General features: G+C 49.0%; 21 protein-coding genes, 1 rRNA gene and 1 pseudogene. 17 read left to right on the forward strand and 6 right to left on the reverse strand.

Features of this window, described 5'->3' with window-relative positions:
• The first annotated feature begins 54 nt into the window (after positions 1–54).
• The 8 genes from C2M34_RS05910 to C2M34_RS05945 all read left to right on the forward strand — a co-directional run bounded on the left by C2M34_RS05910 (position 55) and on the right by C2M34_RS05945 (position 7,264).
• A complete protein-coding gene (locus C2M34_RS05910; RefSeq protein WP_105201202.1) occupies positions 55–1,938 on the forward strand; it encodes a transglycosylase SLT domain-containing protein in 1,884 nt (627 codons plus the stop codon).
• 59 nt (positions 1,939–1,997) lie between these two features.
• A complete protein-coding gene (gene pepQ, locus C2M34_RS05915; protein WP_105258308.1) occupies positions 1,998–3,320 on the forward strand; it encodes a Xaa-Pro dipeptidase in 1,323 nt (440 codons plus the stop codon).
• Positions 3,321–3,375: 55 nt separating this feature from the next.
• Positions 3,376–3,990 carry a YigZ family protein gene (locus C2M34_RS05920; protein ID WP_105201204.1) on the forward strand — a complete coding sequence of 205 codons (615 nt, stop codon included), beginning with the start codon at positions 3,376–3,378 and terminating at the stop codon, positions 3,988–3,990.
• 39 nt (positions 3,991–4,029) lie between these two features.
• Positions 4,030–5,481: a TrkH family potassium uptake protein gene (locus C2M34_RS05925; protein WP_105201205.1), complete on the forward strand. Its 1,452-nt coding sequence runs from the start codon at positions 4,030–4,032 to the stop codon at positions 5,479–5,481.
• A gap of 828 nt (positions 5,482–6,309) precedes the next feature.
• Positions 6,310–6,522, forward strand: coding sequence for a calmodulin (locus tag C2M34_RS05930; RefSeq protein ID WP_105215198.1), 213 nt, complete (start codon positions 6,310–6,312; stop codon positions 6,520–6,522).
• 38 nt (positions 6,523–6,560) lie between these two features.
• Positions 6,561–6,779: a calmodulin gene (locus C2M34_RS05935; RefSeq protein WP_105201207.1), complete on the forward strand. Its 219-nt coding sequence runs from the start codon at positions 6,561–6,563 to the stop codon at positions 6,777–6,779.
• A 15-nt stretch (positions 6,780–6,794) separates the two neighbouring features.
• Positions 6,795–7,013, forward strand: a complete 219-nt coding sequence (locus tag C2M34_RS05940) for a calmodulin (protein ID WP_105201208.1) — start codon at positions 6,795–6,797, stop codon at positions 7,011–7,013.
• A gap of 29 nt (positions 7,014–7,042) precedes the next feature.
• Positions 7,043–7,264 (forward strand): EF-hand domain-containing protein, encoded by a 222-nt coding sequence (locus C2M34_RS05945; protein ID WP_105201209.1) that lies wholly within the window; start codon positions 7,043–7,045, stop codon positions 7,262–7,264.
• 66 nt (positions 7,265–7,330) lie between these two features.
• Here the strand turns inward: C2M34_RS05945 and trkA are convergent, their stop codons facing one another.
• The 4 genes and pseudogenes from trkA to def all read right to left on the reverse strand — a co-directional run bounded on the left by trkA (position 7,331) and on the right by def (position 11,471).
• Positions 7,331–8,707, reverse strand: a complete 1,377-nt coding sequence (gene trkA, locus C2M34_RS05950; protein WP_105201210.1) for a Trk system potassium transporter TrkA — start codon at positions 8,705–8,707, stop codon at positions 7,331–7,333.
• Between the two features lie 7 nt (positions 8,708–8,714).
• Positions 8,715–10,006: pseudogene (gene rsmB / locus C2M34_RS05955) on the reverse strand (16S rRNA (cytosine(967)-C(5))-methyltransferase RsmB).
• Positions 9,990–10,946 carry a methionyl-tRNA formyltransferase gene (gene fmt / locus C2M34_RS05960; protein WP_105258309.1) on the reverse strand — a complete coding sequence of 319 codons (957 nt, stop codon included), beginning with the start codon at positions 10,944–10,946 and terminating at the stop codon, positions 9,990–9,992. The pseudogene rsmB and the gene fmt overlap by 17 nt, the downstream one beginning before the upstream one ends.
• 15 nt (positions 10,947–10,961) lie before the next feature.
• On the reverse strand, positions 10,962–11,471 hold the full coding sequence (gene def / locus C2M34_RS05965) for a peptide deformylase (protein ID WP_105201213.1): 510 nt from the start codon (positions 11,469–11,471) through the stop codon (positions 10,962–10,964).
• 130 nt (positions 11,472–11,601) lie between these two features.
• Here def and C2M34_RS05970 point away from each other — a divergent pair, with 130 nt between their 5' ends.
• From C2M34_RS05970 to hemF, 6 genes are all read left to right on the forward strand, one after another.
• Entirely contained in the window at positions 11,602–12,726 is a 1,125-nt protein-coding gene (locus C2M34_RS05970; protein WP_105201214.1) for a LysM peptidoglycan-binding domain-containing protein, read from the forward strand.
• A 47-nt stretch (positions 12,727–12,773) separates the two neighbouring features.
• Positions 12,774–13,895, forward strand: coding sequence for a DNA-processing protein DprA (gene dprA, locus C2M34_RS05975; RefSeq protein WP_234398772.1), 1,122 nt, complete (start codon positions 12,774–12,776; stop codon positions 13,893–13,895).
• 1 nt (position 13,896) lies between these two features.
• Positions 13,897–14,370: a DUF494 family protein gene (locus tag C2M34_RS05980; RefSeq protein ID WP_105201215.1), complete on the forward strand. Its 474-nt coding sequence runs from the start codon at positions 13,897–13,899 to the stop codon at positions 14,368–14,370.
• A gap of 61 nt (positions 14,371–14,431) precedes the next feature.
• On the forward strand, positions 14,432–15,019 hold the full coding sequence (locus C2M34_RS05985) for a DNA topoisomerase family protein (protein ID WP_105258310.1): 588 nt from the start codon (positions 14,432–14,434) through the stop codon (positions 15,017–15,019).
• The gene (locus C2M34_RS05990) at positions 15,016–15,579 is read left to right on the forward strand and encodes a Sua5/YciO/YrdC/YwlC family protein (protein ID WP_105258311.1); all 564 of its coding nucleotides are present in this window, start codon (positions 15,016–15,018) and stop codon (positions 15,577–15,579) included. The genes C2M34_RS05985 and C2M34_RS05990 overlap by 4 nt, the downstream gene beginning before the upstream one ends.
• Before the next feature lie 2 nt (positions 15,580–15,581).
• The gene (gene hemF, locus C2M34_RS05995; protein ID WP_105258312.1) at positions 15,582–16,490 is read left to right on the forward strand and encodes an oxygen-dependent coproporphyrinogen oxidase; all 909 of its coding nucleotides are present in this window, start codon (positions 15,582–15,584) and stop codon (positions 16,488–16,490) included.
• Positions 16,491–16,521: 31 nt separating this feature from the next.
• Here the strand turns inward: hemF and C2M34_RS06000 are convergent, their stop codons facing one another.
• Entirely contained in the window at positions 16,522–16,983 is a 462-nt protein-coding gene (locus tag C2M34_RS06000) for a group II truncated hemoglobin (RefSeq protein WP_105201219.1), read from the reverse strand.
• A 26-nt stretch (positions 16,984–17,009) separates the two neighbouring features.
• On the opposite strand from C2M34_RS06000, the gene aroE reads away from it, so the two are divergent.
• Positions 17,010–17,831 (forward strand): shikimate dehydrogenase, encoded by an 822-nt coding sequence (gene aroE, locus C2M34_RS06005; protein WP_105215212.1) that lies wholly within the window; start codon positions 17,010–17,012, stop codon positions 17,829–17,831.
• On the forward strand, positions 17,831–18,070 hold the full coding sequence (locus C2M34_RS06010) for a DUF1488 family protein (protein ID WP_105188779.1): 240 nt from the start codon (positions 17,831–17,833) through the stop codon (positions 18,068–18,070). The genes aroE and C2M34_RS06010 overlap by 1 nt, the downstream gene beginning before the upstream one ends.
• On the opposite strand, the gene C2M34_RS06015 is transcribed toward C2M34_RS06010, so the two are convergent.
• On the reverse strand, positions 18,054–18,599 hold the full coding sequence (locus tag C2M34_RS06015) for a gamma carbonic anhydrase family protein (RefSeq protein ID WP_105258313.1): 546 nt from the start codon (positions 18,597–18,599) through the stop codon (positions 18,054–18,056). The two genes, C2M34_RS06010 and C2M34_RS06015, sit on opposite strands and share 17 nt — an antisense overlap.
• A 669-nt stretch (positions 18,600–19,268) precedes the next feature.
• On the opposite strand from C2M34_RS06015, the gene C2M34_RS06020 reads away from it, so the two are divergent.
• Positions 19,269–19,347, forward strand: a 16S ribosomal RNA gene (locus tag C2M34_RS06020); the annotation flags it as partial.

Genomic DNA, 19,347 nt, shown 5'->3' on the forward strand with positions numbered 1-19,347 from the left:
CCTAATGTTGGCTTCTTCGCTGCTTTTGTTTCACGAAATACAGTTAGGATTATCATGAAACGACTTCTTCACACCCTGCTGGCCGCCTCCTTGCTGCAAGTTTGCAGTGCTTCATTTGCCGGCGAGCACGATGATTTCCTCAAAGCGGAAAAAATTGCCAGGGGCGGCAATTACACAGAATTTAAGAAGGCCAATGAGCGCCTTAAACATCCGCTTAAGCCCTATGTGGAAATGGCTTTCTATAAGCACCATCCGCATATTAAATATCAAACCGAAATAGAGCATTTCTTGCAGGTGTACCAGCATACGCCGTTGGAGTGGCCGGTGCGCAGTGCCTGGTTGAACTATTTGGCCAAGCATGGCCATAAGGCCAAGTTTGTAGAGAATTACAGCGTTACCAAGGATGTCGAGCTTACCTGCCAGTACCTTGAGTTTCAGTGGCAACTTGGAGCGCCAAAAGATGCCCTGTTGGAGCAGATAGAAAAACTGTGGTTGGTAGGTAAGTCACAACCCAAGGAATGCGATAGGGTGTTTTCTTATTGGCGCAAGGCTGGCGGGCAAACGTCGGAAGCAGTATGGCAACGTTTGGGCTTAGCCGCCGAGGCGGGGCAGCATAAGTTGGTTAGCTATTTAAAAACACAACTGCCGGCCAAGGAGCGTTATCTGGCAGATTTATATTCCCAGGTTAAAAAAGATCCCAGTGCCGCAGCCGGTTTATATCGCTATAAAAACAAATCTCCCAAAGAAGCGGACATTGCCGTTTACGGGGTTAAACGCCTGGTTTGGCAAGACCCTGATCTGGCCGTTCGCGCCTGGCAAAAATTATCTGGCATGTTTACCTTTAGCGACGAGCAACAAGATAAGATCCACTATGCCTTGGCCTATGCGCTGGCGGTTAAGCAGCATGATGATGCTAAGTTTTGGCTGAACAAGGTGCCCGATGCCCAGCAGGATAGCAAACTGGTGCAGTGGCATTTGGCGAATATGCTTAGGGAGCAGGACTGGCCGGCCATTATCGCCTTTTTTACGCCGAAAAAAGCGCTTAACGCCGGACATAAATACTGGCTGGCTTACAGTTATTCACGCCAGGGTAAAAACGAGCAAGCCAAGGAGCTGTGGCAGCAATTGGCAAATGAGCGCGACTATTACGGCTTTTTAGCTGCGGCGCGATTAGACCTCCCAGTTAACCTTAATAACCAGCAATTGACGCTGGCGCCGGGTTTAAAGGCCAAGGTAGAGCAGGCGCCAGGGTTTAAACGGGCACAGATTTTATATGAGCTGGAAAGAGTCACCAGTGCCAGAAGGGAGTGGAATTATCTGCTCGACACCTCCAGTAATGCCGAAAAGCTGGCTGCTGCGGTATTGGCGTCGGAGCAGGGCTGGCATGACAGGGCCATAGTCACCCTGGCGCGACTAAAGGCCTGGGATTATGTCGATTTACGCTTTCCCGATGCTTACACGGATCTCTTTAAGCGTTACAGTCACCGCCATAAGGTGGACCTGGATTGGAGTATCGCTATTGCCCGCAGGGAAAGCTCCTTTGCCGCCGATGCCCGCTCGCGCGCCGATGCTCGGGGTCTGATGCAGCTATTGCCCAGCACCGCCAAATACATTAATCGCAGTTCTGTTTCGAGCAAGCGTTTGTATGAACCCAGCACAAATATTAATTTAGGCACCAAGTACTTAAAGTATTTGGAAGGGAAGACCCGCGGCAATCAAATTTTAGCCACGGCCTCGTATAACGCCGGTTACCATCGCGTCAATAAGTGGATCCCCGATGAAGCCATGCCGGCAGAGTTATGGATTGAACTGATCCCCTATCGTGAAACCCGGGATTACGTCAAAAACGTGTTTGCCTATCGCCAGGTTTATCTGGCCAAGCAAGGCAAGGATGAAAATGTCCTGGCGACAATTTTAGATATGAATATAGGCGGTTAGCCGCAACAGCGGCGCCTATGATAGACTGGCATAAACATAATTAGCAAAGAGGGTGATACATGAATACATTGGCGGTGTTATACGCTGAACATATTGCAACCCTGCAAAGACGCACGCGCGAAATTGTTGAGCGTGAAAACCTAGATGGTGTGGTAATTCATTCTGGCCAGGCAAAGCGCCAATTTTTGGATGATATGTATTATCCGTTTAAGGTGAACCCACAATTTAAAGCCTGGTTGCCGGTGATCGACAACCCGCATTGCTGGCTGGTAGTGAACGGCAGCGATAAGCCTAAACTTATCTTTTATCGCCCCGTTGATTTTTGGCATAAAGTGCCGGACGAACCGAGCGAGTATTGGGCCGACTATTTCGATATCGAGTTACTGGTTAAGCCAGAGCAGGTAGAAAAACTACTACCCCATGATAAGGCGAGCTATGCCTATATAGGTGAGTGTGCAGAAGTAGCACAAGCCCTTGGTTTTGAGTTGATGAACCCAGAGCCGGTGATGAATTATCTGCATTACCACCGTGCTTATAAAACTCAGTATGAGCAAGCCTGTTTGCGTGAAGCGAACAAACTAGCCGTAGCCGGTCATCAGGCGGCGCGCGATGCCTTCTATCAGGGTAAATCGGAGTTTGAGATCCAACATGCTTACCTGTTGGCGACCAAGCACAGCGAAAACGATACGCCTTATGGCAATATCGTTGCCCTAAATGAAAACTGTGCCATTTTGCACTACACCCATTTTGAACGAAATACTCCTGCGCAACACCGTTCGTTTTTGATCGATGCCGGTGCCAATTTCAATGGTTATGCCGCTGATATTACCCGTACTTACGATTTTGCGCGTCAGGGTCAGTTTGCCGAGTTGTTGGCTGTGATGAATCAACATCAGATAGAGCTTTGTAACTCGTTATCCCCTGGCAAGCTCTACGGTGAGCTACACCTTGATTGCCATCAGCGTGTAGCCCAGGTGCTAAGTGATTTTAATATCGTTAACCTACCGGCACAGCAGATTGTCGAGAAGGGCATTAGTTCAACCTTCTTCCCTCATGGTCTGGGCCATCATATTGGCTTACAGGTACATGATGTAGGCGGTTTTATGGCCGATGAAACGGGTACTCATCAGGCACCACCTGAGGGGCATCCTTTCCTGCGTTGTACTCGTATGATTGAAGCGAACCAGGTGTTCACCATTGAACCTGGCCTGTACTTTATTGATTCCCTGCTTGAGGATTTAGCGGCAACGGACAATCGACAGTACGTAAACTGGGACAAGGTCGCTGAGTTTAAACCCTTTGGCGGTATTCGTATCGAGGACAATATCATTGTCCATGAGCATGGTCTTGAAAACATGACCCGCGAATTAAACCTCGACTAATTATCTCCTATGGCGGTGAAGTCGTTGCCTCACCGCCGCATCCTGCGACTCGTCTATGTCAGAATATGCTTATCCAGCACAATCGCTGAGTTACGAAGAAGAAATCAAAAAAAGCACCTTTATCGTTCACCTTGCCCATACTCCGGATGTGGCCAGCGCCAAGGCCTTTATTGCTTTGATCAATGAGCAGTATCCGGATGCCCGCCATAACTGCTGGGCTTATGTAGCCGGAGCGCCTGGTGGCAGTCATGTCTATGGCTTTAGTGATGATGGTGAACCCAATGGCACCGCCGGCAAGCCCATGTTGAATGTGCTTCAGGGCAGTGGCTTGGGCGAGATATGCGCCGTAACCACCCGTTATTTTGGTGGTATTAAGTTGGGCACGGGGGGGTTAGTACGCGCCTATGGCGGTACCCTGAATAATGCTTTGGCGCAACTACAGACACAGATAAAGGTGCCCAGTGTGGTGTTAACCGGCGACAGTGACTATGCTCTACAAGGGCAGATAGAACAATGCCTTAACTCACAATACCAGGTATTGGCGATGGACAAGGAGTATGGCGGCCATATTTCCTGGCAGATCCGTATCGATGCGCGCCAGGCTGAGGATGCCATAAAAGATATTTTTGATTTAAGCCATGGTACTGTTGAGTTAAAAATAAAACAGTAAGACAATAACATGCAAAGAAAAGTCACGGCGACGCGCTAAATGCAATACCGCACGATAATAAAAATACTCGGCCAGCTAGTAGCCTTGTTTAGTATTACCATGGTTCCCCCCGCGCTGGTATCACTTATCTATAAAGATGGTGGTGGTCTGCCGTTTATTCTTGCGTTTATTTTTAGCGTTATTGCCGGCTTGTTCGCCTATTATCCTAACCGCCATGAACATGGCGACCTCAAAGCCCGTGAAGGCTTTTTGATCGTGGTATTGTTTTGGCTGGTACTGGGGTCGTTTGCATCCTTACCCCTGATCTTTCTTGATGCACCAAAACTCTCGCTGGCCGATGCGGTGTTTGAGGCCTTCTCCGGGCTCACCACCACGGGGGCCACCGTATTGACCGGCATTGAATATCTGCCCAAGTCTGTGCTCTTCTATCGCCAGCAACTGCAATGGCTCGGTGGTATGGGGATAATCGTACTCGCAGTGGCCGTGCTGCCCATGCTTGGCGTTGGTGGCATGCAGCTGTATCGTGCCGAAACGCCGGGGCCGGTGAAAGACTCGAAAATGACACCGCGTATTGCCGATACCGCCAAGCACCTTTGGTATATCTATGTATCCCTGACCCTGGCCTGTACCTTGGCCTATTGGGTCGCAGGGATGGGCTGGTTCGATGCCATCTGTCATGCCTTCTCGACCATAGCCATAGGTGGCTTCTCTACCTATGATGCGTCCATGGGCTACTTTGACAGCCCGGTGATCAACCTTATCTGCGTGGTGTTCTTATTAATCGCGGCGGTGAACTTTTCTCTGCATTACGCTGTGGTGGCCAATCGCAGTGCCAAGGTGTATTTGCGCGACCCGGAATTAAAGGTGTTTTTCTTAATTCAGGTGGCGCTGATCATCATCTGCTTTGCCGTATTGTCGTCGAATAATATCTATGCCAATGGTGATGAAACCTTAGATCAGGCTATGTTCCACGCAGTTTCTATCGGTACCACGGCGGGCTTTGCTACCGACAACTTCTCAGCCTGGCCCCTGTTCCTGCCCATCTTGCTTATTTTCTCCAGCTTTATTGGTGGTTGCGCCGGCTCTACCGGTGGCGGTATGAAGGTGGTGCGGGTGTTCTTGTTGTACTTGCAGGGCATTCGTGAACTTAACCGCTTGGTCCACCCAAGGGCAATCTATTCCATTAAGCTTGGCCGGAAGGCGCTTCCCGATAAGGTGGTTGAGGCGGTATGGGGTTTCTTCTCCGCTTATGCCCTGGTTTTTGTGATCATCATGATCAGCCTTATGGGCACGGGCTTAGACAATATCACCGCTTTCTCGGCGACCGCAGCCTGCTTAAATAACCTGGGTCCGGGCCTGGGTGAGGTGGCGGCTCATTACGGTGATATCAGCGATAACGCCAAGTGGATTCTAACCCTGGCCATGGTCTTTGGTCGTCTAGAGATCTTCACCTTGCTAGTACTATTCACCCCCACCTTCTGGCGTGGGTGAGGCGCGGTCGCTACTGCGACCGAGAGTGACTTAACGTCACTCTTGGAGTGCCGAACGCGAGGGCGTGGATGCTCGAGCCGGGACCCAGCGTCAGGACGACTTACTTGCACAAAACTTACCTTCGACGTATTTCAGTCACTCTTGTAAATTCGAACGCGAGACACGGATGTCGAGCCGGACCGAAGCGTCAGGATGACTTACTTGCACCGAACTCACCTATTGCATATAACGTCACTCTTGGAGTGCCGAACGCGAGGGCGTGGATGCCCGAGCCGGGCCCAAGCTTCAGGAAGAATTGTTATCACTATTACCAACTTCTAGCGTCACTCAGGTCACTCTTATTAATTCACCCGCTTCAACCTGAACAAAGCCCTGCATGTTGCTAAAAGGCAACAATTTATCTATGGCCGTGTTCTGGCTATGAAATTAATTTTCAAAAAGCGAAAGTAAACATATAACATTTTGATATATAAATATTAAATTAATTTTTCACTCATGCCCAAATCTGCCTCTTGGCTCCTCTATTCAGATAAAAATCAGAAAAGCGTGTCTACCATTTGTGTGGTTTCTGAATGAAATCTCCATCAAAAATTACTAACTAACTGAAAAATATATATTTTATTTTTAAAGCTTTGATCTTGTCGCGAAATGGCAACAGAAAAAACGGGGGAATTCCTGATTTCTTAGCAATCAATGTTTCAAAATATTGAATTATATGTTTTTTTTAAAACTGGCATCGGACTTGTATTAGTCCTAGCGAGTCGAAAATGTGATGGCGAATATTAGGTTCGTTAGGTTCACACCAAAACAAGTAGGAAGGACAGTAATATGAAAACAATGACAGCAACTATCGCTCTTATCACTTTAGCCGCATCAAGCGCAGCATTTGCTGCCGATTTCTCAACTCTTGATGTTGATGGCAACGGTGCTATCTCTGTGCAAGAAGCTGCCGCTGATGCTGCGCTAGCCGAGCAATTTGCACAATTAGATAGCGACGGTAACGGTGAGCTTTCGCAAGCCGAGTTTGACAAAGCAGAGTAATTTTCAGCAGTTATTACAGTGATCAGTAGGAGATAATGATGAAAAAATCAAAGCACATTTTAGCCTTATGCGCCCTTGTCGGTTCTTCTGCGGCCTTTGCCTTAGCAGCTGACTTTGCCACGGTAGACAGTGACGGCAATGGTGCCATTAGCATGGAAGAAGCATCAAAGCACCCAGAGCTAATCAGCCAGTTCAAAGACTTAGACACAAACGTAGATGGCGAGCTGTCTCAAGAAGAGTTCGCTAAAGCGAAATAACACAGGGAGTTAACAATGAATAAGACCTCTAAAGCAATCGCCTTAATCGGCTTAGTCAGTGCATCGTCTGCATTCGCGATGGACTTGGAATTTAACACTGTGGACGTAGATAGCGATGGCGCTATCAGCATGGAAGAAGCGGCTCAATATCCTGAACTAATGCAAGAGTTTAAGGACTTGGACAGCAACAAAGACGGCCAGCTGAGCGAGCAAGAATTCGCAACAGCTCAGTAAGTTTACTTTTTGAATATTTGGAGCAAGTTATGAAAACGACCAATACACTACTAGCAATGGCTATTTTGGCATCTTCTTCGACTGCATTTGCAGGTTCGGGCGCGACGTTTGAATCTCTTGATGTGGACGGTAACGGCAGCATCAGTAAGGAAGAAGCGAGTGCCGATGCCGAAGTAATGGCTAAGTTCGATGAGCTTGATATTGATGGTAACGGCGAGCTATCGCCAGAAGAGTTTGCCAATATTGAGTAAACACCTAAATCCATTAGAGAAGCAAAAAGCAGCATTTAGTTTCCAACTAAAGCTGCTTTTTTTTGCTTATAAGAACATGGCGCTGACCTGGAAGAGCTTCTCGACTACATGAATATGCTTTTTGTCGATCAAGAACATGATCACATGGTCGCCGCTTTGAATCACGGTATCGTCATGGGCGATAAGTACATCATCATTACGCACTATGGCGCCAATGGTAGTGCCCGAAGGGAGTTTGATTTCACTAATGGCACGACCCACCACCTTTGAGGTGTTCTCATCGCCATGGGCCACAGCCTCAATGGCTTCAGCAGCGCCCTTGCGCAGTGAGTAAACGTTCACTATATCACCGCGGCGAACATGGGTTAATAGAGCTGAAATGGTCGCCTGTTGCGGCGAAATGGCAATATCGATTTCACCACCTTGAACCAGATCCACATAGGCACCGCGCTGAATTAGCACCATGGTTTTTTGCGCACCCATGCGCTTGGCCAGCATGGCCGACATGATATTTGCTTCATCATCGTTGGTCACGGCGATAAAGACATCTACCTGCTCGATATGCTCTTCTGACAACAGCTCCTGGTCAGAAGCGTCACCACAGAAGACCACAGTATCATCAAGCATTTCCGAGAGCTGCTCGGCCCGCATAGGGTTGCGCTCCAGCAGCTTGACGCTGTGGTTTTTCTCCAGTGAGCGAGCCAGGCCTGCGCCTATATTACCGCCTCCGGCAATCATGATCTTTTTATAGGAGCGTTCCAGCTTTTGCAGCTCGCTCATTACCGCGCGAATATGCTTGGTTGCAGCGATAAAGAAGACTTCATCATCGGCTTCGATAACCGTAGTTCCCAGCGGCTTGATGGCCTTACCCTGACGGTAAATGGCGGCAACCCGGGTTTCCACGTTGGGAATATGTTCCTTTAATGCTGAGAGCGCATAACCAACCAGCATACCGCCGTAGTAGGCCTTAACCGCCACCAAGGACAGTTTACCGTCGGCAAACTGCAACACCTGCAGGGCGCCAGGGTAGTCGATTAAGCGGCGAATATACTTGGTGACCAGAGCCTCGGGAGCTATGTAGTGATCAACGGGCAGGTCATCATTGTGGAATAACTGCTGGCGATAACGTAAGTATTGCTCCGAGCGGATCCGCGCAATTTTAGTCGGGGTGTTAAAGATACTGTAGGCAACCTGACAGGCCACCATGTTCACTTCGTCGGAACTGGTCACGGCGATGATCATATCCGCATCTTCGGCGCCGGCCTTGCGCAGCACATCGGGGTGAGCGCTGTGGCCATTTACGCCTTGCAAGTCATATTTGTCTTGCAGCTCTCGCAAGCGGTCACCGTCGATATCGACCACGGTGATCTCGTTTTGCTCACCCACTAAGTTTTCCGCCAATGTGCCGCCAACCTGGCCTGCACCTAAGATGATAATTTTCATGACTATGTCACTGCTTTATTATTTTTGCGTAGTAAAAACCATCGGTTTCACCCGGCAACAACTGCCAACCCGGCTGCTGCTCGGTATCCTTATCATGCAACGCTATATGCTTGGCGTCACTATGTTTGGCCAAAAATGCCCGCATTTGCGATTGGTTTTCCTCGCTTAATACCGAACAGGTGGCGTAAACCAGAGTACCGCCGGATTTCAATAGCGGCCAGATGGCTTCAAGTATGCTTGCTTGCAATTGTGCCAATTCATCGATATCGCTGCCGCGACGCAGCCACTTGATTCCGGATGACGGCGGATCACCCCGGTGGCCGAGCAAGGCACATCGAGGAGAATACGGTCGAACTGCTCGCCCTGATACCATTGCTCGGTTTGCTCCGCCTGAGCGCAGATTAATTCGGCGTTTAAACCGATTCGCTCGAGGTTTTCATTAACGCGTTCAAGACGCTGGGCATCGGCATCAAGAGCGACGACACGGGCATCGGCAAGCTCGAGAATATGACAGGTTTTGCCACCGGGCGCTGCACAGGCATCGAGAATAAGTTCACCGTCCTGTGGGTCCAGAAGCCTTGCAGCCTGCTGGGCTGCTGCATCCTGTACCGAACAGGCGCCGTGTTCAAACTCGGGCAGGGCAAATACATCCATGGCCTTATCGAGGCGGATAGCATCCTGGAAGGCTTCATCTATGCTAAAGCCTATGCTTTTATCAAACAGCTTGTCGGCATAGGCGTCGCGGTTATTCAGGCGATTATTCGCTCTTAGCCACATGGGCGCCTGTTGCTGATTTTCTTCGATAATATCTTGCCATTGCTCTGGGTAATCACGCTGTAGCTTTTTAATCAACCAGCCCGGGTGATTGTATTTGCAGGCATCTATTTGTTCTGCTTGCTCTTCCAGGCCTTGTTGTTGGCGTTGAAAGGTGCGTAGCACGGCGTTAACCAGGCCTTTGAGGCCTACCGCACGCATGGACTTTAGGGCATTGACCGTTTCGGCCACGGCGGCATGCTCGGGCACGCGCATATATTGCAATTGATATAAGCCAACGTAGAGCAAAAATTGATAAACCCGGCTTTTGCCTTTCAATGGCTTTTCAAGCAATTGCTGACAATAAAACTCCAGGCTTGGCAAATAACGTAAAACGCCGAAGCACATTTGTTGCATCAGCGCCTTGTCTTGCGGGCTTAGATCGCGGCTGTATCTGGGCAGGGCCACAGACAGAGAAATACCTTTGTCGACTACCTGGTAAAGGGTGTGCGCCGCCTGGGCGCGAACATTACTCACCTTGATTATCCGCAGTGGCTAATGAACTGCCTACTGTGACCCAATCGGCACGGCCGTTAAGGAAATCCTGGCTCGACATAGGTTTCTTTCCTTGGGGCTGTAGCTGAGTTATTTTTAGAGCGTCGGTCGCACAGGCGATCACTATGCCACTTTTATCGGCGCGTAAAATGGTGCCTGGCGTGCCTTGTTCGGCAACCACCTCGGCTTGCCATACCTTCACCGTATTACCGGCCATTTCCGTATAACTGACCGGCCAGGGGTTAAAGGCGCGAATATTGCGCTCTAACTGCACCGCTTCCAGTTGCCAATCCAGCAGGGCTTCTTGTTTGGAGAGCTTGTGCGCATAGTTGGCGCGTTGCTCATCTTGCTGCTGCGGAGTGATGCTTTCTATGTTGGCCAATGTTTCTATCAGTGCCGAGGGGCCAAGCTCCGCCAATTTAGCGTAGAGTGAGGCCGAGGTTTCCTTGGCATCTATGGCACAGCGGCTAATGCTGAGCATGTCACCGGTATCCAGGCCTTCGTCCATCTGCATTATGGTTACACCGGTTTCTGTGTCGCCGGCCCAAATCGCTCTTTGTATCGGTGCGGCACCGCGCCAACGCGGCAGAATCGAGCCATGGACATTGATACAACCAAGTTTTGGCGTCTCTAAAATGCTTTTAGGCAGCAGCAAGCCGTAGGCGACTACCACCATGATATCGGCATTTAATGCGGCGAGTTGCTGCTGCGCTTCTTCACTTTTCAGGCTGGCTGGCTGAAACACCGGGAGGTCGTGCTCTAGAGCCAGGGTCTTTACCTCACTGGCTTTGAGTTTTTTACCACGTCCGGCGGGGCGATCCGGCTGGCTGTATACGCCAACCACCTCATGATCTGAATCGATTAATGCCTGCAAATGGCGTGCAGCAAAGTCCGGTGTACCGGCAAATACGATGCGAAGGGCTTGTGTCACTGTGATTCCTTGTAATTAAGCTTTAGCGGCCAGACGGGCTTCTTTTTCAAGCTTTTTACGAATACGCTGACGTTTTAGCGGCGACAAGTAATCAATAAATAACTTACCAATTAGGTGATCTAATTCGTGTTGAATACAGATGGCCAATAAGCCATCGGCATCCAAAGTAAACTCTTCGCCTTGGGCATTCAGGGCTTTAACGGTGACGGTTTCGGCGCGATCAACCTTGGCATACGAATGGGGAACTGACAGGCATCCTTCTTCGCTAACGGTAGAACCGTTTTTGTGCGTGATCTCAGGGTTGATAAGGATCAGAGGCTCATCACGTTCTTCAGAAACATCAATAACCACAATGCGTTGGTGAATATCGACTTGCGTTGCAGCTAAACCGATACCATTTTCGTCATACATGGTGGCTAACATGTCTTCTGTAATGCTACGAATGCTGTCATCCACTTGTTCGACAGGTGCTGCAATCGTGCGTAAACGTTCATCTGGGAACCTAAGTACTTCTAAAAGTGCCATAATTGCCTTATTAAAAATTGTGCTAAATATCAGGTATTGTGTTATGTTTTTATTTTAGCCATTCGTGTGCACCTTTAACAGGTTATTGGGTAATAAATATAATAAAACAAGCTTTAGGAAGCTCATTACAATGATTAAACAGCTATCAGCTGCCGTATTTGCTCTTGCGGTTGCTTTTCCATCATTAGCAGATGTTTTAGCAGTCAAAAACGACGCACCGGAACAATATGTGGTGAAGAAGGGAGATACACTATGGGATATCTCTGCTATTTATTTGGATAAGCCTTGGCTGTGGCCAGAGCTTTGGCAAATGAACCCACAAATTGATAACCCTCACCTTATTTACCCTGGCGATACACTGTATCTAGTGTACGACGCCCAAGGGCGACCGCGCTTAGTGGTTAAACGCCCGGACAACTATCAGAAACTATCGCCACATGGTCGCAAGACATTGAAGCGAGACGCACTACCAACTTTGTCGTTGGAGCTGCTGCGCCCGTTTTTGACTTACGAACAAGCGCTAAGTGAAGAGCAGATTAATGCTCAACCTTATGTGCTGGGTGCCAACGAGAATGTGAAACGCTCTACTCAGGGTCATATTCTTTACGTTAAAGGCGACCTGGAGCGTAACAGTAGTTATGCCATCTATCACAAGAACCGCCCTTATATTGACCCTCAGACCGATGAGCTGTTGGGTTATGAGGTGAAACTTGTGGCCACCGCCAAGGCGTTCCGCAGCGGCGATGTAAACTCTGGTGTGCCTGCGTCCATCTTCGTTGATGGCGTTAAGCGCGAAATTAATGCCGGTGATTTCTTAATGCCGGTTAACCAGGGTCAAAGTTTGCCTGCATCTTTCCAGATGCGCCGTCCCGAGACTGACATTGATGGTGAAATCATCGCTTCATCTAATCAGCTTCGTGAATTTAGCCAGATGGATATTGTGGTGCTAAACCGTGGTTTAGTAGACGAAGTTAAAGCGGGTCACATGTTTGATATCCGCCGTCAGTCACCCACAGTAATCGATGGTCGCGATGGTCCTCAATATAAAGAAGACTCCAGTACCTACGATAAGTTTATGTCGAATATGGAAGAAGGCATGGGCTTGGAAGAGGATGCGGATAACAAGACCTGGCATATGCCCAAGGAAAAGGTGGGTGAGCTTATGGTTCTTAAAGTTCAAGACCGTGTAAGCTATGCCATCATTACCAAAACATTACGACCCATACGTGTCGGAGATCTTATAAGCGTTGACTAACCAACGCTTTCCGTAACAAGCTTTTGGGTCGTGCTCAAGGAGGGAGCATGACACAGAGTGAATCTAATCTATCGGCCTCTTCAGAGGCCGATTTATTTCTAGCCGATGCCAGCCTACTGGCGTTGATGCGCACGCCGGGTCTTGGTTTGCGTAGCGCTTATACCTTACTACAACATATTCCCATACTTGATTTAGTCGCCGATGCAGAGGTGCTTATTGAAGCTGGCTTGCGCCGCGATATTGCTGCTTATTTGGCCACAACTAAACTTGAACCCTTGCAACAAGAGCTGAGCGAGTATCGCCATCAGGGCATAGATGTGATCAGTCTGGCTAACACCTTGTATCCGCCGTTGTTAAAGGAATTGCCCGACCCACCCTTACTTTTATTCTGTATAGGCAATAGTGGCTTATTGGCCCAGCCTCAGGTGGCGATTGTCGGCAGCCGAGGGGCGAGTATAGGTGGGAAGCACCATGCCTTTGAGTTTGCCGCTCAGCTCAGTGATGCAGGACTGGCCGTAACCTCTGGCATGGCCATGGGGATAGATGCCAGCGCCCATCTGGGGGCATTGCATAATGGTGGAGCGACATTGGCTGTGCTGGGTACGGGAGTTGATTTATGTTACCCGCGTCGTAACAAGGCGTTGCGGGAGCAAATTGCCCAACATGGCCTATTGGTTAGTGAGTTTTTGCCCGGAACACAACCGCGGGCGCAGCACTTCCCCCGTCGCAACCGGGTTATCGCCGGGTTAAGTCTAGGTACCTTAGTCGTTGAAGCGGAGCAAAAAAGCGGCTCCCTGATCACCGCCGAACTGGCGATGGATTATAACCGTGAGGTGATGGCTATGCCCGGGGCGGTGAATAACCCATATTCCCGTGGCTGCCATGCTTTGATCAAGCATGGGGCGGCGCTAGTGGAAAATGCCGAAGATGTGTTAGCCGAATTAGGTTGTTATCAACAAAAGGGTCTATATATAAATAATGAGGGAGTAGAAAAAGAGGATGAGAACACTTTACTTCGCCATATTGGTTTTGAGCCAACCAGCATAGACGCTATAGCTTTGAGCTCGCAAATTCCAATCGCGCAATTATTAACGCTATTAATAGACTTAGAACTCGAAGGCAGCATTATTAGCACTTCGGGCGGCTATACCAGAGTAGGGGGCGAGTGACATGTTTGATATCCTAATGTATTTGTTTGAAAACTATATTCATAACGAAAGCGAAATCTTTGTCGAAGAAAGCGTGCTTACCGATGAATTACTCAAGGCCGGTTTTAACAGCCCGGAAATATATAAGGCCTTGGATTGGCTTGAGCAACTGGCACAGTTGCAGCACAGCGATGAGAGTCCGTATCTGGATAGAACCCCAGCCGCAGCCTGTCGTATCTACACAGGTGAGGAAAGCATTAAGCTTGATATTCAATGCCAAGGCTTCTTACTGTTTTTAGAGCAGGTCGGTGTGATCAACGGCACCACGCGTGAAATGGTGATAGACAGAGCCATGGCCTTAGATCATGCGCAAATAGCCCTGGATGACCTTAAGTGGGTGGTGTTAATGGTGCTTCTCAGTGTGCCAGGTCAGGAGCATGCCTATGCGCAGATGGAAGACTTAATCTTTGACGACCCCAATCCGACCCTGCATTAAGCTTGATCTTCATCGGAGTCTGAGTATATTGGGCGCACATTAACCAAGGGGCTGGGTGCGCATGACGAAAATAGATCATTCTTTATTTAATGCCGATAAACACGCGTTGGAAAAAGAGTACGAGGTATGCCCAGAATGTGGCAGCGAGCTGGTAATGCGCCATTCCAAATCCGGTGCCTTTTTAGGTTGTGCCAGTTATCCAACATGCCACTTTATTCGTCCCTTGCATCAACATGATACCAGTACCCTAAAAGTGCTTGAGGATAATCCCTGTCCGCAATGTAGCGCGCCCTTGGCAGTTAAAAATGGCCGTTTTGGCATGTTTATCGGCTGCACCAACTTTCCCGAGTGTCACTATATCGCCGATCAGCGTCAGCAAAGTGAACAAGACAGCGCTTTGCCGCCTTGCCCCAAGTGTAATAAAGGTCATTTAACCCAGCGCAGCAGCAAATATGGTAAGGCTTTTTATTCCTGTGATGCCTACCCCAAGTGCAAATACAGCCTGAATTACCCGCCTGTTGCGGTGACCTGTGAACAGTGTCAGTGGCCGGTCATGATGAAACGCCACTTTGCCGAGGGAGCTATGCTACAATGCCCGCAAAAGAACTGTGGGCACAAACAGCCCGATGATGCGGAGAGCGGACAGTGAGTGATGCAGAACAGCCGAAAACGGCGCTGAGCAGTTTGCAACAGGGCGAAGTAATTCTTTACCCCACCGAGGCGGTATACGGCTTGGGCTGTGACCCTATGAATCAAGCGGCCGTTGAAGCCTTGCTGGCAATCAAACAACGCCCGGTTGAAAAAGGCCTGATTTTAATCGCCGACAACTATGGTCAATTACTTCCTTATGTGGCCGATCATCGAATTCCCATGGATAAGCGCGCGGATATTTTTTCGCAGTGGCCCGGTGCCGTGACCTGGGTGATGCCGGCAGCAGCAACGACGCCCAAGTGGCTCACCGGTGCGTTTGACTCTATCGCCGTGCGCGTCAGTGCTCACCCCACAGTTAAGCGCTTGTGCCAAGAATTTGGTGGCCCAATCGTGTCTACCAGCGCTAACTTAAGCGGTCATGAACCGGTTGCATCAATCGCGCAAGGGCAGGCTACCTTTGGCGAACAAGTTGGCTTTTATGTCGATGAGCCCTTGGGTGGCGCTGACCAGCCTAGCGTGATCAAAGACGCCATGAACGGACAAATTATTCGAGGATAAGCATGCATTCAGAGTTACTGACCCAGGTTAAAACCTACTTAATGGCGTTGCAGGATAAGATTTGTGCCGGATTGGAAGAAGCCGATGGCGGCGCCCAGTTCGTTGAAGATGCATGGCAACGCGAAGAGGGCGGCGGCGGTCGTACCCGAGTAATCCGTGATGGCAATGTTATCGAGCAAGGTGGCGTAAACTACTCTCATGTGTTTGGTGCTTCCATGCCCGCATCTGCGACCGCACATCGCCCGGAATTAGCCGGCCGAAGCTTCCATGCCTGTGGTGTGTCCCTAGTGATTCACCCAAAAAACCCGCATATTCCCACCAGTCATGCCAATGTGCGTTTCTTTATTGCCGAGAAAGCGGGTGAGGAACCGATTTGGTGGTTTGGCGGTGGTTTTGATTTAACTCCTTTTTATCCGCAGCTTGAAGATGTAAAACATTGGCACCAGGTTGCCCATGACCTGTGCGCCCCCTTTGGTGATGAGGTGTATCCCAAGTATAAAACCTGGTGTGACGAATACTTCTATCTGAAACACCGGGATGAGACGCGCGGCGTGGGTGGACTCTTCTTCGATGATCTTAACGAATGGGGCTTTGAGAAGAGCTTTGCCTTTATGCAGGCTGTGGGTAACGGATACCTAGATGCATACCTGCCTTTGATTGCAAAGCGCAAGGACACGCCTTATGGCGAGGCAGAGCGTCAATTCCAATTGTATCGCCGTGGTCGCTACGTTGAATTTAACCTGGTGTGGGATAGAGGCACCTTGTTTGGTTTGCAAACCGGTGGGCGTACCGAGTCGATATTGATGTCGATGCCGCCATTGGCGCGCTGGGAGTATGACTTTAACCCTGAGCCGGGTTCGCCAGAGTCAGAACTCTATGAGCATTACCTGAAACCAAAAGACTGGGTATAAAAGTAGAAAAACGCGGCATCGGCCGCGTTTTTTAGTTGTCGCTATTGATCATATGAGTCGCCAGCTGGGTGAGCGACTGTCGCAAACCCTCACGTAGCACCGGATTATCGACTTCCATATCCAGCGCCTTATTCATACAGTACATCCACTGATCTCTAAGCTCGGCAGTGACCGGGAAGGGCATATGACGCTGACGTAAGCGTGGGTGACCATATTTTTCTACAAACAGATCCGGGCCACCTAACCAACCAGATAAAAATTCAAAGAATACCTGGCGAATACGATCCAATGGCTGCGGATGCATATCATATAAGGGCTTGGCGTACGCATCGCTGGCCATTATGTCGTAGAATCGATTGGCGAGGGCACGAGCACCTTTTTCGCCGCCCATTAGTTCGTATGGGGTACGCTCAACATCAGGGTGGACGTCGTCTGTACTTTGCTGAGAATTTTTTGCATCTTTGCTAAAGATGCGTTTTAGTAACTGCTTCATGATGCGCTCGATATAAGGAAAGGATAATGGATAAATACGCGGTGTTTGGTAACCCCATAGCGCACTCAAAATCACCCCTCATTCACCATGCCTTTGCGGCGCAATTAGGTGAACAAATAGAATATCAGCGCATTTTAGCACCGCTCGACGGCTTTGTTGACTGCGTCAGCGAGTTTTTTAGCCAAGGTGGCTGTGGGGCTAATGTCACCCTGCCATTTAAAGAGCAGGCCTTTGCCCTGGTTGATACTCTGAGTGAACGAGCCCGCCTGGCTGGCGCCGTAAATACCTTAATTCTTGAAGAAGGCGGGGGCTTAAAAGGCGATAACACGGATGGCATTGGTTTAGTTAGTGATCTGCAGCGCTTGAGTGGCTCACTGGCAGGCAAGCATGTGTTGTTAATTGGCGCAGGTGGTGCGGCAAAGGGCGCCGCCTTGCCTTTGCTTGAAGCCGGGATTGAGCAACTGCATGTGGTCAATCGCACAGAGGAAAAAGCAAAGCAGTTGGTAGAACGTATTAGCCAATACCAAAACGTCAGTTATGGGGGCTTAACAGGTCAAAACACGCAAAGCTGGGATATTGTCATAAATTCAACATCTTCCAGCGTCACCGGTGAGCTACCTGGCTTACAGGCCAGCTATCTCGAAGGGGCTCAGTTTGCCTACGATATGTTTTATGCAGAGCAGGCCACATCTTTTATGTGTTGGGCATCCAAGATTAATCCGAATATAGTTACGGCGGATGGTTTGGGTATGCTGGTGGCGCAGGCTGCCCATGCATATCAACTTTGGCGTGGGCAAATGCCCGATTGTGCGCCTATAATAGCAGCGCTAAAAGAGGGGCGATTATAATGAATCAAGCAATTCAATTTGTTGACAGAGTCGAATATGAAAATGGTGTTATTACCTTTTATGCCATGGTTAATGGGCTACTTTTACCTTGTATTATCGAGCTTAAGGTGAAGGAGCGTAGCGATGCTCTGGCGCATTTTGCCGAACACCGCTTTGATTATGAAGAGTTGGCTGAGCAACAAATAGAAGAGGAAGCCTTCGGTGAAGAAGGCGAAGTACAGATTAAAGCACTGGCTTAACCTCGTTTAGGTATTCATCCTTGAGGCGAACATAGTTATCCGCCGACACCTTTAAGAAGGCGCGCTCCTCATCGCTTAACGGACGTGCCTGCTTTACTGGGCTACCCACATATAAATAACCTGACTCTAAGGTTTTGTTGGGAGGCACAAGCGCACCGCCACCAATGATCACATCATCTTCCACTATCACGTTGTCCATAATGATGGCGCCCATGCCGACCAGGATACGATTACCAAGACGGCATCCGTGTAACATGGCTTTGTGACCCACGGTTACATCCTCACCAATAATGAGCGGATAACCTTCCGGGTTTGAGGCACTGGCACGAGTCAGATGCAGCACGGTCCCATCCTGAATATTGGAACGTTTGCCAATACGCATATAGTTAACGTCTCCGCGTGCGGCCACCAAGGGCCAGATGCTGGCGTCTTCTGCAATTTCAACATCGCCCACTATCACGGCGGACTCGTGAATGTATGCCGATTTGTGTACTAGGGGAGATTTATCTTTATAACTTTGTAAGCTCATATCAGGTTCCTATCACTGATGTATGACTAATACCCTAACTCTAACTAGGCGGGTCCAGGTTCGCAATAAAGGTTCGTAATAAACATTAGTCGTACGAAAAAGAGCCACCTCTTTAGTTTACCAAGCTATTCGAGGTGATTATTTGCTTAAAAACGTATAAAAAGTATGTCTATCGGGTGCTTTTTAGGCGAACGATCCATTTTTAGCAATTTTCTTTAAAAAAGGGCTTGCGTCGAAATCGAATCTCCCTATAATGCGACCCCACTGAGACGGCAGGCAGCAACGCATAGCGAGGCGCTAGCGGCTCAGGGAGTCAAATAAAACTTCAGTTTTGAAAAATGAAAACTTTCTCAAAATTAAGTATTGACAACAAGTCAGGAAAGCGTAGAATGCGCAGCCCTAACGCGGTGAAAGCCGCAGCGACAACGAGTCGCAACGTTCTTTAAAAATATGAAGCAATCATCTGTGTGGGCACTCGTACAGATTGAGTTCTAACAGCAGATTCTAGTTCGCTAGATGACGCAAACAAATTTAGAGTCTCAATTGAACTGAGTGACCAACGGAAACAAGTTTACTTGTTTCAGCACAGTCAATTCGATTCGAAAGAATCAAAATCAGAATTCAATGAGCGCCGTTCTTCACTCTTTATGAGTGGGAACAAAAAACTTTTAATTGAAGAGTTTGATCATGGCTCAGATTGAACGCTGGCGGCAGGCCTAACACATGCAAGTCGAGCGGTAACATTTCT

It is taken from the genome of Pseudoalteromonas sp. T1lg88 (assembly GCF_002964765.1).
GTDB lineage: Bacteria > Pseudomonadota > Gammaproteobacteria > Enterobacterales > Alteromonadaceae > Pseudoalteromonas.